9 protein-coding genes are annotated in these 16,696 nt (G+C 59.7%); 3 read left to right on the forward strand and 6 right to left on the reverse strand.

Features of this window, described 5'->3' with window-relative positions:
* Positions 1–206 precede the first annotated feature (206 nt).
* From RFM40_RS16040 to RFM40_RS16065, 6 genes are all read right to left on the reverse strand, one after another.
* Positions 207–626, reverse strand: a complete 420-nt coding sequence (locus RFM40_RS16040; protein ID WP_320229318.1) for an Ohr family peroxiredoxin — start codon at positions 624–626, stop codon at positions 207–209.
* Positions 627–680: 54 nt separating this feature from the next.
* Complete coding sequence (locus RFM40_RS16045; protein WP_320219996.1) at positions 681–1,703, reverse strand: alpha/beta fold hydrolase; 1,023 nt, start codon at positions 1,701–1,703, stop codon at positions 681–683.
* A gap of 43 nt (positions 1,704–1,746) precedes the next feature.
* Complete coding sequence (locus tag RFM40_RS16050) at positions 1,747–2,865, reverse strand: redoxin domain-containing protein (protein ID WP_320229319.1); 1,119 nt, start codon at positions 2,863–2,865, stop codon at positions 1,747–1,749.
* A gap of 71 nt (positions 2,866–2,936) precedes the next feature.
* Complete coding sequence (locus tag RFM40_RS16055; RefSeq protein ID WP_320229320.1) at positions 2,937–3,608, reverse strand: VOC family protein; 672 nt, start codon at positions 3,606–3,608, stop codon at positions 2,937–2,939.
* A 54-nt stretch (positions 3,609–3,662) separates the two neighbouring features.
* A complete protein-coding gene (locus RFM40_RS16060; protein ID WP_320229321.1) occupies positions 3,663–4,979 on the reverse strand; it encodes an epoxide hydrolase family protein in 1,317 nt (438 codons plus the stop codon).
* An 87-nt stretch (positions 4,980–5,066) separates the two neighbouring features.
* Positions 5,067–6,428: an epoxide hydrolase family protein gene (locus RFM40_RS16065; protein ID WP_320229322.1), complete on the reverse strand. Its 1,362-nt coding sequence runs from the start codon at positions 6,426–6,428 to the stop codon at positions 5,067–5,069.
* Positions 6,429–6,654: 226 nt separating this feature from the next.
* Here RFM40_RS16065 and RFM40_RS16070 point away from each other — a divergent pair, with 226 nt between their 5' ends.
* From RFM40_RS16070 to RFM40_RS16080, 3 genes are all read left to right on the forward strand, one after another.
* Positions 6,655–9,510, forward strand: a complete 2,856-nt coding sequence (locus RFM40_RS16070) for an ATP-binding protein (RefSeq protein ID WP_320229323.1) — start codon at positions 6,655–6,657, stop codon at positions 9,508–9,510.
* A gap of 540 nt (positions 9,511–10,050) precedes the next feature.
* The gene (locus RFM40_RS16075; RefSeq protein ID WP_320249874.1) at positions 10,051–15,054 is read left to right on the forward strand and encodes an AAA domain-containing protein; all 5,004 of its coding nucleotides are present in this window, start codon (positions 10,051–10,053) and stop codon (positions 15,052–15,054) included.
* Positions 15,041–16,480, forward strand: coding sequence for a hypothetical protein (locus RFM40_RS16080; protein ID WP_320249876.1), 1,440 nt, complete (start codon positions 15,041–15,043; stop codon positions 16,478–16,480). Before RFM40_RS16075 ends, RFM40_RS16080 begins: the two co-directional genes overlap by 14 nt.
* Positions 16,481–16,696 lie beyond the last annotated feature (216 nt).

Genomic DNA, 16,696 nt, shown 5'->3' on the forward strand with positions numbered 1-16,696 from the left:
GCCTGTGGCCCGCGGGTTCCTTCCTCGGGGACTTTCGTACGCCTGCCGGCGCCCGAAACTCTTCACGAATGCGGACTTGCAGCTTTCGAGCCCGCAGATATCGAAGCGGACATTCGCGTCGACGTGGGCATGATCATAACCTGACCCAGAACAGACCGGGAGCGAGGTGCCAAAAGCATCAACGTCGACGGGCGACTTAGGTCAGATCAGACGATCCTCGCTATGACATCGATGTTGCCCCGTGTCGCTTTGGAGTAAGGACAAGTTTCGTGCGCTTCATCCACCAGAGTTTGTACGACATCACGCTCCAGATCCGGCACCGCAATATCCAGTTGGACGCTGAGAAAGTGGCCGTTTTCTCCGTAGTTCAGATTCACCTCGGCCTCGATGCTCACCCCTGCAGGCAGCGCGATTTTTCGATCGTGGGCCGCTGATGCGATTGCGCTTGCGAAGCTGGCCGACCAGCCGGCCGCGAGCAACTGCTCCGGATTGGTGCCTATGCGCGCCGATCCGGGCGCCGAAAGCCAGATGTCCAGAAGGCCGTCGGAGCTGCGCGAGGCGCCATTTTCGCGGCCGCCCGTAGTTGCGGTCCTGGCCGTGTAGACAACCCTCGCGATGCGGCTCATGGGCATTCTTTTGCTGGCAGCGGTAACCGCCGGGGGCGGTTACCGCGAACTCGATCAGGCGTCGACCTCGACAACGGCATCAACGAAGGCCTGCGGCGCTTCCTGGGGTAGGTTGTGCCCGATGCCTCCGGTGACAACCCGATGCGCGTATTTCCCTGAGAACATCTTAGCGTATGCGCTGGCGTTCGGATGCGGCGCCCCATTGGCGTCGCCCTCGAGCGTGACCGTCGGCACGCCGATGAACGGTGCCTGCGCGAGTCTCTGCTCAAACGCGTCGTATTGCTGCTCGCCGGCGGCCAAGCCGAGCCGCCAGCGATAGTTATGGACCACAATGGCCACGTGATCGGGATTGTCCAAGGCCGCGGCGCTGCGCTCGAACGTGGCATCGTCGAAGTTCCACTGGGGGGACGCGAGTTGCCAGATCAGCCTGGCGAAATCTCGTGTGTATTTCTCGTAGCCAGCGCGGCCGCGATCAGTGGCGAAGTAATATTGATACCACCATTGCAACTCGTCCTTGGGTGGCAGCGGCAGCTTGCCGGCTTGCTGGTTGCCGATGAGGTAGCCGCTCACCGAGACCATCGCCTTGCAGCGTTCAGGCCATAGCGCGGCAATGATGTTCGCGGTGCGGGCGCCCCAGTCGCAGCCGCCAATCGTCGCCTTTTCGATGCCCAGTGCGTCCATCAGGGCGACGATGTCGGCGGCGATCGCCGACTGCTGGCCGTTGCGCATCGAATCGTGCGACAGGAAACGCGTTGGCCCGTATCCGCGCAGGTACGGCACGATCACGCGGTGGCCTTTCGCCGCCAGCGGAGGCGCGACATTGGCATAGGTGTGGATGTCATAGGGCCAGCCATGCAGCAGGATGACGGGTGGGCCGTCGGCGGGTCCAAGCTCGGCATAGCCGACGCTCAGCACGCCGGCGTCGATCTGCTTCAAGGGCCCGAAGGACGCCGCCACGGGCTCTCCCGTCGCCTGTTGCGCTTGTGCCGGGCCCATCAGGCCGAACTGGGTGGCGGCGAAAGCCATCGCGGTGGCGCCAAAGAACCGTCGGCGTTCTTGGTCGATCTCATCCGGGATATTGAGCGAATGCATTTGAGAACCTCTGTCGTTGTCCGGACGATCAGCCAAACGTGAAGGCAAAGACTTCCACGCCCGAGTCGAGAAACTCGATCTCGAACTGGCGATCGACGATGGGTTTCGATTGTCGAATAAGCTGGTACAGGCGCTGCTCAGTCACGGCACCTTCGCCCTTTTCATTGACGTCGATGCCGTAAGCCGTGCCTGGTGGCTGTCCGTCGATCAGCACGCGAAATCTCACGGACGTTCCCGGCGATGCCGGACCCATGACCAGATGAAGGTCGCGTGCGTGGAAACGGTAGACGATGCGGCCGTCGGACTTGTTCAGTACGACGTTCTCTTTCCTTACGGTCCAATCGCCAGACAACCCCCACTCATTCAGGCGTAATCGCGCCGGCAATTCGTAGGCATGCGGCTCGTCCAAGACTAGCTCGCCACTGGACACAAAATTCTGGGTGCGTTCATATCCGGAATAGTTTTCCGGAGACTTGAGGGTCTCCCAATCGGCCGCCGCTTCGATCCCGCGGGCATCTACCGACACAGGCTCACGATCGAATCCACCAGCGCCAGCCTCGGTCAGCAATTCCTGGATGACCATTTCCGATTGTTGGTATGACCCCTCGCCAAAATGATGATACCGGACACGTCCCCGCGAATCGATGAAATAGAGTGCCGGCCAATACTGGTTGCTGAAGGCCCGCCATAAGAGATGGTCGTTGTCGACGGCGATCGGATAATCGATCCGCAGGTCCTTCACCGCCCGGTGCACGTTGTTCGGGTCTTTTTCGAATGCGAACTCCGGCGCATGGATTCCGATCACCACCAAACTATGCTCCCGGTATTTCTCGTCCCAGGCCTGAATGTAGGGAAGCGCGCGCAGCCAGTTGATGCAGGTGTAAGTCCAGAAATCGATGAGAACGACCTTGCCATGCAAAGCCGAAGCCGTCAGCGGCGGTGAATTTATCCACTCGTGCGCCGCTTCGAGCGAAGCAAGCTCCGATTTTTCCTCAAGCCGGTAGGTAGAGAGTTCGTGAAGAAACGGAACCCGCATTGGTGTGGAGATTATGGACTGCGCCATATTTGTGCCTCCTAGAAAACCGGCAATCGGAGCCCCGATTGCCACTGCGAGCGCCACGGCGAACAGCAGCTTGGTTGCTTTCATCAATGACGCCTTTTAGTTCGATCGATGTCGTCGCGCGAATGGTTCGAATGCGCACTGCGCGCCCAATCGCTTCACAGTGGAAGCTCGTTGCCAGCCTGCTCAGCCACCATGTATTCCGCGTACCAGTCCGGCCAGTTCTCATCGCGCCGACCGCCTGTCCGCTGCTCGTGCTCGCCATGAGCCACAGATGCACGCCGAAGCGCGGTTGCGAGCTCGGCCGACGAGACAAAGGTGACGCCGTCGGCGTCGACGCGGCCTGGCGCTCGCGCAGTGACCTCCTGCAAGAGCCAGTTGTTTCCCGCCGGATCGCTGAAGGCAGCCCACGAGGAGTAGCTGCGTCTTTCCGGATCGGGCCCGCTGACGCGCCCTCTATCACCGGCATAATGGTACACTTCGCTTACGTCGAGCCCGCGATCGGCGAGTTCTGCGCGTGCTGCCTCGATGTCCGACACGACGAGTTCACCAGCGGTTTCGAGAATGTCGAGCTCGATACGAGCATAAGGGCCCGGTGCAACGCCTGAGCCGAAGACAACCGAACAGTTGGAGCCAGGAGGCGTAAACTGGACGATATGAAATTCGTCACCTATGAGGTCGGCGTCCAGCCGCCAACCCAAGCCTGTATAGAACAGCTTGGCGCGGTCGACATCAGAAACTCGAATGACTACGACCTCAAGCTTCATGTCGTGGGATCGCGGTTTTTGCGTCTCGACTACGGTGTTGCTGCGGGTAGTGGCAATCGTCATGTCTGCGTCCTCCGTTGAGTTTGATGGGAATGCTTCTTGTGCTCTCCGGTCCGTTCAATTTCTTTGCCGCAGCGACCTGAAGGCAGCGCGCAACTCGGCGGAGAAGAGCTCCGACTGCTCCCACGCGGCGAAGTGGCCGCCTTTGTCGACCTCATGGAAGTAGATCAGGTTGGGATAGGCGCGCCGGGCCCACGTCTCCGGGGCCTGATAGCCTTCCCCCGGAAAGACCGTGATTGCGACCGGCAGCGAGACTTTGTTGGTCTTTTCAGGGTCGGCAAAAACGGGACTGCGCCCGCCGCCGTACTCCCAGTAAATTCGCCCGGACGAGGTGGCGGTGTTCGTCAACCAGTACAGAGTTATGTCGTCCAGCACCTCGTCCGGCGACTTTTCAGGGTCGCTATCGTCGTAGGTCCAGCCTGAAAAGCCCGGATGCCCGAGCATCCACGCTGCGAGCCCCGCAGGGGAGTCATTGATGGCGTAGCCTATCGTCTGCGGTCGGGTGCCCATCATCGTGGCGTAGGATCTATTCCCCATCTTAGCGGCCATGCTGAGCGAGTCGAATGCCGTGCGCTCCTTACCCGTCAGGCCTGCCGGCACTGGTCCGCCGGTGGCGAGCACAGCAGCTATCTCTGGTGGTACGACAGCCGGCAGGTTGACATGGATGCCAAGAAGTCCCGCAGGGGCCAGGCGGCCCATCGCATTCGAAACGGGTGAGCCCCAGTCGCCGCCTTGGGCGACGTATTCTGTGTAGCCTAGGCGCTTCATCAGCTCTGCCCACGCTCGCGCAATGCGCTCTGTATCCCAGCCGGTCTCAGTTGGCTTGCCGGAGAAGCCGAAACCCGGCAACGACGGCAGTACGAGGTCGAACGCGTCCTCAGGGGAGCCGCCATGCGCGGTGGGATCGGTGAGCGGGCCGATCGTTTTGAGCAGTTCCAGCACCGAGCCGGGCCAGCCATGCGTCATGATCAGCGGCAGGGCTTGGGGATGTTTCGAGCGAACGTGGATGAAGTAAATGTCCACGCCGTCGATCGTGGTCATGAACTGAGGCAGGGAATTCAGCTTCGCTTCCGCCGTCCGCCAGTCGTAGGCCGTGCCCCAATACTCGACGAGCGGCCTGATCTTCGCGAGTTGAATGCCCTGCGACTGGTCACCGACGGTCTCCCGGTCGGGCCACCGTGTTTCTGCAATACGACCGCGAAGATCGTCGAGCGCCGCTTGTGGCATCTGAACTTTGAAGGGCCGGATCGAGCGATCCTCGACCGAATTTGCGAAGGCGGGCGCGGAGAGGGTGCAAAGCCCGAACGCCAGCGCAGCGGTACAGAGCACGCTGCAAGCCGCAACTGCGGCAAGCGTCTTGATGAGGGGGTTCATTGCAGTCGCTCCCTTCGGAAGTTCGCTACGCAGCTATCGCAGGGCGGAAGATGACCCGCGTCCGGCGCGCCATCCCCCGCCAACACGTCAGGTCTGCAACGTCTTGAATGTTGCGCGCACCTCATCGGTGAAGATCTTCGGCTGCTCCCAGGCCGCGAAATGGCAGCCCTTGTCTGTGCGGCCGTAATGCAGAAGCTTCGGGAACGCGCGTTCAGTCCAGCTCTTCGGAGCTGTGTAGATTTCGCTGGGGTTCGCAGTGGCGCCGACAGGAATTGTGATGCCCTTGGCGTCGAAGAAGCCGGCCTTCGCGGTTTGCGAGTGTTCCCAATAGAGACGTGCCGACGAGATCGCCGTGTTGGTCAGCCAGTAGAACGTGATGTTGTCGAGGATGTCGTCGCGGGTAAGGCCCTCCGGCTCTCCGTCGAAGGAGCGGGCGATCAGCGCATAGCTATCCGCATCGTGATCGAGGATCCACGCCGCCAGGCCGGCCGGTGAATCGACGATCCCGTAGAGCGTTTGCGGACGAAGCGCCATTTCGTTGGCGTAGCCCAGGCCGTTCTTATAGAAAAACGCGACCTGGTCGTAGCCGCGCTTCTCGTCGGGGCCGAGATCGGCAGGGGGCGGGCCGCCAGAGGCAAGCGCCTTCACGATCTCAGGCGGAATGGTCCCCGGCATGTTCGTGTGGATGGCGACCAGCTCGGGAGGTGCGATCAGAGCCATCTGTTCGGTGATAAGTGCTCCCCAATCGCCGCCCTGCGCGACGTACCGGTCGTAGCCGAGGCGCTTCATCAGCACGATCCACGCCCGCGCGATGCGCGCTGGACCCCAACCGGTTTCGGTGGGCTTGCCGGAAAAGCCGTAGCCCGGCATCGACGGGATCACCACGTCGAACGCGTCGCCCTCGGTACCGCCGTGCGCAGTGGGATTGGTGAACGGATCGATGATCTTCAGGAGTTCGATGACCGAACCGGGCCAGCCATGCGTGATGATGACAGGCAGGGCGCCCTTATGCTTGGATTTCACGTGGATGAAGTGGATATCGAGGCCGTCGATCTCGGTGACGAAATTCGGCAGCGCCTTCAACCGCGCCTCGCATTTGCTCCAATCATATTCTGTTCCCCAGTACTGCATGAGCTTCTGCATCGTGGCGAGTTGCACGCCCTGCGTTGGCCCTGCCGTCGCCCGGGCCGACCAGATCCGCCGGGAGGCTTCGTCGGATACGAGCTCGCGCTCGGGCCAGCGCGTAGCGATGATGCGCCGGCGAAGCTCGGTGAGCTCTTCCTGCGGGAAGCTAACGGTGAAGGGGCGAATGCCATCGCTGGTTGATGCGGCGGCCTTTTGTGACGGGAGCAGGCTCGCGGCGCCTGCGGCGGCGATGCCGACCGCGGCAGTACCCAAAAGTTGCCGGCGATCCTGGTCGATTGCTTCGGAGGTTCTGGTCGTGTTCATGGGACTCTCCTGGGGTTGATGGATGATGCTATCTGCCCTGCTTGACGTACCCCCGGGAGATGGGATTAGCCCGTTATGCGTCGTGAGCCCTTGTTAGTCGCTGCCTGCCTGACGCTTTTTTGAGCAGGTAGGAGGCGCCAGACAGTGGGACTCCCTATGGTGCGGGAGCGCTCCTTGACCTAAACTGAGGCGCTGGGTGCAGGCGGCTCCCAAAAGAAGAGACGCCATGACGATAACGGCAAGTCAGGCCAAAGACGGATTGTCGTTCGGCCCTTTCTGTTTGGCTGCGGGTGAAAGGCTCCTGACAAGAGAAGGCGTTCCCGTAGAGCTTGGCTCGCGCGCCCTTGAAATTCTCATCGTTCTGACTTCCGCGCCGAATGAAGTCGTCAGCAAGAAGGATCTGATGTCGCGGGTCTGGCCCGATGTGGTTGTCGAGGAAGGCAGCCTGCGGTTCCACATGACCGGACTGCGCAAGGCGTTGGGCGATGGAAAGGATGGCGCGCGTTACATCGCGACACTTCCGGGGCGCGGCTATTGCTTCGTTGCACCGGTTTCGCGATCAAGCGGCCCACACGACGAAGCCCCATTCATCGCCGCCGGGTTTCCGCATGCGAATCTTCCAAACCGCTTGAGCAGAATGGTCGGGCGGGATGAGGACGTTCTCAAGCTGTCGGCGCAACTGAATGCTTCGCGGTTCGTCACCATCGTTGGCGCCGGCGGTGTCGGCAAAACCACCGTCGCGATCGCAGTCGGGCATCATCTCATCGACGCATTTTATGGGGCAGTGCTGTTCGTCGATCTGGGAATGATCGGTGATCCCGGTCTGGTGACGACAGCCGTCGCCTCGATGCTTGGGCTAACCGTTCAAACAGAAGATGCCACGCCCAACCTGATCGCTTACTTGCGCAACAAGCGGATTCTCTTGATCCTCGATACCTGTGAGCATCTTTTGGATGCGGTGGCGCCTTTGGCAGCAAGCATCGTCGATGCGGCGTCGCAGGTCCACATTCTGGCGACGAGCCGCGAGGCGCTTCGGGTCGAGGGCGAGCATATCTATCGGTTGGATGCGCTTGCCTATCCGCCCGACGAACCTGGACTAACGGCGGCCATTGTCCAAACCTTCCCGGCCACCCAACTGTTCGTCGAACGTGCGGTGGCAGGCGGCGCTCGTTTGGACGTCAGCGATGCGGAAGCCCTGCTCATCGCAAGCATCTGTCGAAAGCTCGACGGAGTGGCGCTCTCCATCGAACTGGCGGCCAGGCGCGTCGAATCCTATGGGCTGCAACAGACCGCCGCACTTCTTGATCAACGCCTGACACTGCTGTGGCTCGGTTCGCGGATCGCGCCGCCGCGCCAGCAAACTCTGCAGGCGACGCTGGACTGGAGCTTTGGACTCCTGACCGACCTTGAGCGCGTGGTGTTGCGTAGGCTCGCTGTATTCGTCGGTCATTTCACGCTTGATGCGGCACTGGAGGTGGTGACGAGCGCGACCCTTGATCGATCGACCGTCCTAGGCGCCATGGACAGTCTCGTCGCCAAATCGATGGTAGCGACGCGTCCGGTCGGAGCGATGATACGCTACCGGCTCCTCGATACCACGCGCGCCTACGTTCTCGATATCCGGATCGATGACGCCGAGGCTGCCGATCTGGCAGTGCGCCACGCCGCGTACTTTCGAAGATGGCTAGAGCAGACGGGGATCGGATGGCCAAACCTGGCGACCGGTGAGGAACGGGCTCCTCATTTCGCCGCCATCAACAATGTCCGGGCTGCCCTGCAGTGGTGCTTCAGCGACCGCGGAAACGCCGACATCGGCATCGGACTGGTCACCGCTGCCGCGCCGGTTTTTCTAGCGATGTCATTGTTGCCGGAATGTCACCGCTGGTCCGAACGCGCGATATTGGCTTTCGACAATGCAGCTCTTGGCGGACTTGACGAGATGCATCTCCAGGCAGCCCTCGGCGTGTCTTTCATGTTTATGCGAGGAGGACGCCACAGGGCGCGAGTAGCCCTGGAGAGAAGTCTGGCGATTGCCGAGCAGCGCGGCGATCCGCTGGATCGAGTGCGTCTGTTGGGTCCGCTTAACATGTTCCATCTGCGGACGGGCAATTTCGTAACCGCCCTCGAAGTTGCAAGACGTTGTTCAGCCACCGCCGCCGGTCTGGAGGATTCGGTCGCGATCGCGCTTGCACACTCGATCCTGGGTATCTCGCTTCACTTGCGAGGTGACCTCGCGGAAGCGCGCGCAGAGCTGGAGGCGGCGCTCGACCGTGGACCGCGCTCTCAGCGGACCACGACGATCTATCTGGGCTTCGAAGGCAAAATCCTGGCCAGGGCGATTCTGGCGAGGAACCTTTGGCTGCAAGGCCATCCGGATCAAGCCACGGCACATGCCCGGCAGGCCGTCGAAGAGGCTGCCGCCATGGATCACTCTTTAACGCTGGCGATCGCGTTGATCTGGGCGATATCGGTCTTCCTGTGGACGGGCGACCTGAAGAGCGCCGAGGCCTACATCGACATGCTCATCGCCCGCGCGGAATCCCATTCCATGACTCCTTACTTACTGGTCGGTCGGGGATTCAAAAGCGAAGTCGCGATCCGTCAAGGCGATGCAAAAGGCGGTGTCGAGGGCCTGCAGACTTCTATTCAGAAGCTGCACGCGGCACCTTACGAATTGCTCACGACTCCGCTCAACCTCTCGCTGGTCAGGGGATTGTCTGCAATCGGTCAGGTCGATGAAGCAACTGCGCTGATCGACGAGTCGCTTGGCCTCGTCGAAAAGAACGGCGACCAATTGTACCTCCCGGAGTTGCTGCGGATGAAGGGAAGCCTCCTTCTTCAGTCGCAACGCAACCGCGACGAAGCTGCCGCATACCACATGCAAGCACTGGAGTTGAGCCGCAGTCAGCACGCGCGGGCATGGGAGTTGCGAACCGCAATCGACATGACGACGCTGATGGCAGGGCGCGGGGAGATCAATAGCGCTCGCGAGCTCTTGCAACCGGTTGCGGCACATTTTGTGGAGGGCCTGAATACGGCGGATGTTAAGGCTGCCGAACACCTGCTGGCGACACTCAGGTAGAAGCTTCAATGCCACCGCCCCCACTGGTGTCGTCCGCTGTCGGTGCATTCAACGGTAGGGCACTATCAATGTCGGCTTCGAGAGGGGAGGCGTGGGCTGGCTGAATGGCCGACTTAAAGGCGCAAAGCTGCCATTCCGTAGATGATACATCCGATCGGCGAGTGGCTGGACCGGCTCCTTGAATCGACTTCGGCGAACTGCTTCGTAACCTATTGGCGAATAACGATTATGGTGGGCCCGGAGGGCGCATTAAGGCGATTGATTTTATTGCCTTTTTCGTGGGCTGAAACCGGGCGTCTTACCGTATCGTTCCGTATGACCCCGTCTTCGGGTTTACTCCCCTAGTCCCCTAACTGGGCCCCAGGCCGGATAGAGCGACCGTCGGGAGCCACATTGCGAAATGGCCGCCGCAGGTCAGCTTTGGCGGCAGAAATTGCGATGAGCTGCCATTCTCCCAAACCTCCAGCACATTTATGGAAAGATATTCCGTGATGGAGAACACCTGTTTATATTCCCTCCGTTAAACGGGGGCGAGGGTAGATGCAGGTCACAAACTGCGGCCGTGGCGTTCATTCGCGTGAGGTAAAAGGCCTTGAGCGGCTCAAAAAGGAGCTGCCGTCGAATTGGTATGCCTTCACGAATCTCGATCTGACGCTGGGTCTTGGGAAATCACGCGAGATCGACGTCATCATCGTGTCCGATCACCGCATATTCCTGATCGACATCAAGGACTGGAACGGCAAGATCGAAAACAGGGACGGGCGCTGGCACAACAATGGCAGGGACTGCGGCCCCTCCCCGGTCCAGAAGATTGGCGACATCGGGCGCGAGGTTCTTGGCCCCCTGGCCAGCCACCTGAAAAGCAGGACTGAGACCCGCCGCGAGCCAGTGCCATTCATCGTTGGTCTTGTCGTACTCACGGGGCTGGCGACCAATGCCCATCTCGATGGCCTGGAGAAAGAAAAGGTCCTTGCCGTTGATGATTTTATCAAGCTCGCAACGAATACGCGCAAGCTAAACGAGACCTTTGGCGACCCTCTCGCCACGTTCCTCCACAGGCCCCTCACAGACGGTTTTTGGAAGGATAAGCTAAGCAGGTTCTTTAACGTTGGTCCCAATTCGCCGTTCAAACCTGGGCGGCGTCGATTCCAGAGGTATGTTGCCGAGGATATTTTCAGCTACGCGCATCCCAGTGACATCTACCGGGAATATGAAGCGACGGACGAAGCCAACAAGAACAATCTCGGAATCTTGAGATTGTGGGACTTCACCAAGTGCAACGATGGCCGCTTCCAGACGGAAGAGGGCCGGCTGGAAATCGCCGGGCGCGAGCAGCAGGTTTATCACTGGCTCCGCGACCGGGATCAGGAGCTTGAGCGAACTCTTCTCACGCCGCGGCTGGATGATCCCGACCGTGGAGTCAACTACTGGGAAATTTACGATCGCAGGCGCCGCATGCGACGCCTCAATGAATTTTCCATCAGTGAGGCTTCCACGACTCTTCCCGGTCAGAAGATCGAACTGGCGCGACAGATCGTATCGTCCGTTGCGGCGCTGCATCGTCAGAATGCGTCACATCTTGATATCGGCGGCCACAGCATCTGGCTGGAACTGCCAACATCGGTCAGGCTGTCTCATTTGCTGGCGGCGCGTATTCCCGAAGGAAAATCCCTCGGGCCTTCCCGTTATCAATTTCTTTCTGGAGTTACGGTGCCCGAGGACGTGCTGGGCGTGGACAGCGGTCCGAAGCGCCGGGACGTCTTTCTGCTTGGCGTCGCGGTGCACAAGCTGCTTTTCGGTCGACTGCCATCAGGCGAGCCGGCGGAATGGAAGGCCACAGTCGATGGCGCAAACGAGTATGCCGCACTCCATGACTGGTTCGCGGAGGCTCTGGAAATCAGCCCTGATCAGAGATTCGCGGACGCGGCAATCGCCCTCGAATCTTTCAACAAGGCAACGGCGTCGAGGCCAACACCTGACGAAATATTCGCGGGGCTCGAATCGTTCAGAACGACGATCCGCTCACAACGCCAGTTATTCACGACTTTCCCCGTTGAAGGGGAGATGGTCATTGAAAGCGACCGTATGGACGCATGGCGAAGTGTCGAGGATGACATCCCAGTCCTGGTCAAGCAGTGGAAACAGTCGGCTTGGGGTGACGGGCAGAAGGAGGGAGGAAGCCTTCTTTCCTTCCTTCGTAGGGCTGCCGACATGAAGGCCGACAAACCGACAGGGATTGCTCCTGTCCGCGGCGTGCATTGGCTGGGTGACAGTCTTGTTCTTGTCCAAGCGTGGATCGAGGGCGCTGCGCTAGATACCGTTCTTGCCAATGGGCATGAGTTTAGCGACGCCACCAAAGCCCTGTCTTTGTGCAGCAACCTCGTCTCCATCATGGATGCCCTGCACGAGGAGGGAATCGGGCACGGTGACTTGAAACCGGCCAACATAGTGGTCAGTGAGGAAGGTCAACCGACCCTTATCGATGTGCTCGACTATTCGCCGCGTGTCGACGGCGAAGTCGTAAGTTCCGCGTACGCGCCCGATAGCGGAAACCGCATGGAGCGCGACCGGTTCGCACTTACAAAAATCACCGAAGAAATCTTGGCCGCGTCTGATCTTGATCCTGCGGACGGGGCCGACATTGCCTCCGCGATCAGGGACTGCCGCGAGAAACCGCCCGCACTGACCACCCTCCTTCCGTTACAAGAATCATTGGCAAAGACGATCGAATGGCTTCAGTCGAAGGGTCAAAAAGAAGCAATCGACGACAAAGCAATTTCGGTCTCCCTCGCTGGCCAGCAGACAGGCCCGATCGATTCTGACGAAGGCTTCCTCTTTCTTCGCGTCCGTCGTCACCCTCATCGTGGCTATCTGGCCCTCCACATTCGCGGAGCCTTCGAAGAACTCGAAGTCCGTCTTGACCCAGAGGGGCGAGCAACCGTTGCAACGAGGCGTAAGCTTGAACAGTGGCTTCTTGCCCTCGTGGCCAAACAGGAATTCCACAGGATCGGAGCAACCCTGAACGTTACGAGGTCTGATGTCACGGACCTATCGGCGCTGGAACCCATCTTGAATGATCCCTTGGTCAAGGCGAGGATCGAAAAAGAAATCTCTGGGCCTGCTTCGCCAGCCGCCTCCGAGACACCGGAAAGCGCCGATCTCGTGCCGCAAGAGGACGAGGCCGAAGACGCCCTTGCCGAAGAGATCGCCGACAGCGATACGCCGACCACCGACGTCGACGTGCCGGAGCTGTGGCGTGTACTTATGGAGGTTGAGAATGAACTTACCACCGAAGGCGTCGCCCAACTTGATAGCGCCTACGATCGCGGCATTGGCCGCCATAAGGTCATCATGGAGCTGGAAAGCGGTGAGTTCGACTTCTCCCGCAATGATACCGTGGGCGTTCAGAAGCAGGATAAAAAAGGAATCTGGCGGCGCATCGGTGATCTCGATCTGAACCGGTCGAAACCAGACATTGCTGTCATCGACGCACAGGGCGGATGGTCCTTCGGCCCACGGCTCGTTGAAGCTGGACAGCGCCTGCGCTTTCTCAGTCACTTCGAGGGCACCAGTCTCAAGCGCCGGACCGACGCCGTTGGCCGCATTCTGGCTGGCAACGGTCGCGCCAACGGCCTGCTGTCGGTCTTTGATACGCGCTCCGATGCGGCCCCGGACATGGCGGAGCAGCAAGCGAGCGACGAGGCATTGGCGCTGTACGGCCTCAATGATGACCAAACGCAAGCCTTTCGAAAAATCATCAATACCCGGCCAGTGGGTCTGCTCCAGGGGCCGCCTGGGACCGGAAAAACGAAGTTCATTGCCGCTCTTACCCACTATGCGATCACCAAAGGGCTCGTTCGGAACGTCCTTCTGTCCAGTCAGTCGCATGAGGCGGTAAACAATGCGGCAGAATCGGTACTGGCTCTATTCCGCAAAACCGGAGAGTTACCTAGTCTGCTCCGCGTCGGCATGGATGATGGGCAAGTTTCCCCGCTCCTACGCCCTTATCACACCTCCCGCGTCGAGCAGTCCTACAAGGATCGCTTCGGCGCCACATTCGGCGAGCGCATGGGCGTGGTGGGTAAGACTTTGGGAATTCCGCCCGACATCATTTCGCAAGTCGTTGTTCTCGAAACAACGGTAAGGCCAGTCGTCCAAAGAATCTACGAGCTGAACCGCGATGCTGAAGCGCAGGTGCAGCGGATCAACGGTCTAAAGGATACGCTTAAACAGCACTTGTCGCTGCTCGACATCGAGATTTCGCTGCCAGAATCCGGCTTCGAGGATGATTGGCGCGATTTTCTGGACGAAGCGGCCGCCGCCATAGCGCGACGCGCGGCGCGGCAACATGCGGTCGGTGCGGATAGGATCGACCGTTTGAGATCCATAGCGGGACTGGGCCGGGATTTTATCGGCAGTGTGTCTCGCGCCGAGCGGAGTTTCGATACGTTCCTTGCCGGCACACGCCAGATCGTTGTCGGAACATGCGTGGGACTCGGTCGATCATCACTGGGCTTAACGGCCACCGCATTTGACCTGGTGATTGTCGACGAAGCCGCTCGCTGTACGTCCGGCGAACTGCTGGTCCCGCTACAGGCTGCGCGCTGGGCCGTCTTGGTCGGCGACCATGCGCAGCTACAGCCGCAACATAAGCCCGAGGTCATCAATCTCGTCGCGGAACGCACTTCAATTGCGAAAAAGGAAATCAAGCGAAGCGATTTCGAGCGCACGTTCAAGACGGGGTATGGCCTCGCCGCCGGCTCGCGGCTGAAAACCCAGTACCGGATGCTTTCTCCCATAGGTCAGCTCGTGTCCGAGGTATTTTACCCCGACCTCACGCTGCTCGCCGGTCGCGCGGAACCTGTTGTCGATCCCCAGGTGCTGCCTGATGACCTGAAGTATCCGCTGACATGGGTGGAGACCGATGGTCTAGGCCCGATGGGCTACGAGCGTAGAGAAGCCAAGAGCAAGATCAATCCGGCAGAGGCCGATGCGGTCGTCCATTTGCTTGACCGGTGGTACGCGGATGACAGGTTTCGCGAATGGCTGCTTACACAGCAGGATCACCCGGTCGGCATCGGCGTGATCTGTATGTATGCTGCGCAGCGCAATCTGATCGAACGAAAGCTGAGACAGTCCGCGCTGGCTTTTCTGTTAGACAAGAACGTGAAGGTCGGCACGGTCGACAGCTATCAAGGGAAGGAAAATCCCATCGTCATTCTGTCGCTTGTCCGCAACAACGAGTTGGGCGGAATCGAATCTGGCGTCAAAACCATAAAGGATGGCTTTCTCGTTACACCAAACCGCATCAATGTCGCTGTGAGCCGCGCGATGGACAGACTAGTGATCGTTGGGTCGCGCCATAGATGGAGAGCCAACAGACCCATGGGGCAATTATCGGCGGGATTTGGACGACGTACGGATGAAAGCGTTGCTTCAGTCATCGCGGTGGAGGATTTACTGGAAGCTCAGGCAGACAGAGAAACGGAAAACTCATCTCGGGGCAGCTCAATGAAAAAGCGAGGCGTCCATGGGAAAGCTTAGTCGGCCGCTATTGCGACTAAAGGGCCACGAACTGGTGCCGCCGGAGGAAGATCGCCGCGTTGACCTCGACATTTTTGATGTGCTGTTACCCTGCCGCATTTACGAGGTTAGTTACAAGGTGGCCTCATTGGGGCAGGTAAGTCCGACACTTGAGTTCTTGCTCCGCCTCGCCAAAGCGGCCCCTGGGATCGCTGACGAAGAGGCGGCCGCCTTCTTCGGCTACAGCCAGACCGAAATGGCGTATGTCCTGGAGGAAGCCATTGGTCCAGGATATTTGGAGCGCAGGGCCGGAAAGCTCTGGTTGACGATATCAGGTGAGGGCCTTTTCAAGGCAGACGACGAACAGCCGTCCATCTACACCGTCGAGGCACGACGCCGTTCGTTCGGTTTCGACCTCATGGCGATAGCTCCCCAAGTCAAACGCTTCCTTGATGAGCTTGAGCGGCTTCTGCCCGAGCTGCCCTCAGAAGACCCGGCAGGCACAGGCCGAGTTGCGGAGCGCGTCCCGGCTCGTTTCAAGCAATTCTTCAGGGAACTCGCAGATCAAGCGGATCGCGGCAAGACCGAGCGCCGTGACATCTATTCGATCGATCCGGTGGTTACGCCGGGCGAAAGATACCAGATGCCTCTTCGCTTCGTGACGTTCGCCCAGGCGTCCAATCCCAGCGCCGCTGAAATCGACTTGTCCTCGTGGAGGATGGATCACGAGGTCGCTGACCGACCTGAGATCGAGCGCGCCGTAGCTCTGTTTGTGAAAGATCAGCAGACGTCGGCCGCTCACCTCGACGCTGCCTCCGGGTATCAAACGCTGATCGATATGGCCCCGGAATTCCTGAAAGAGTTTACGACTCGGAATGGTCTATCCGAAATCCGTTACTGGAGGGAAGCGGTCAGCCGTGCTGGCGAACCCAGAACCGACCGAAAAACCATTCCGATCGTAGGCTCGTTACTTTTGCCGGGCAACATCGAGCGCGTGCAGGCGGTGCTCGACTACGGTCTGCGCAACGTGACTGAAGTACCGGTGAACATATACGCGGTCGCGCCGCAGACCCGCAGGTGGGGAGCCACGACCCAGCAGCGAGACCTTTTGACTTTGATACAGGAGAAGACCGCGCTCATCTTGCCCGGTGATAAGCCGGATATGAAATCCGTCTGCCTCTACGCATGGGACAAGCCTGCACAGTACACGGCGAAAACGTTCGATGAAATTCAGGTTGTCCGCGTCGGGGACTTCCCGAAATCACTAGAGCTCTTGCTGGTGCCCGGAGTCATGGTGGCGGCGATCGTTCATGCTCCGCTCGGTGCATCCACCGGCAATCCGGTGCCGCTTGGACTGGCCTCCTTTGACCCGCTAGTCATCGACCGGGCGTATGCCTACTTTCTGGAACGCTATCAGTTTTACCAAAGCAAAGGCCGTCCCGACTGAACACCTAAGAAGCTTCAATACTCGGGATTGTGACCCCTTCCAACCCTCGTTCCAGCACCAGAAAAGGACATGTTGGCCGCCTAGATCGGCGCAAGGGCGGCGACTATGTCCGCTTTTTGGTGGAGGGACGCAGATGTGCAAATGACCACCTTGCGGCGCAAAGCGGCCATCGCGTCCGGACTTGAGTGCGCTGTCATCATGGGCGCGGAGAACGTC

The sequence above is a fragment of the Mesorhizobium captivum genome, from assembly GCF_033977165.1.
Lineage (GTDB): Bacteria > Pseudomonadota > Alphaproteobacteria > Rhizobiales > Rhizobiaceae > Mesorhizobium > Mesorhizobium captivum.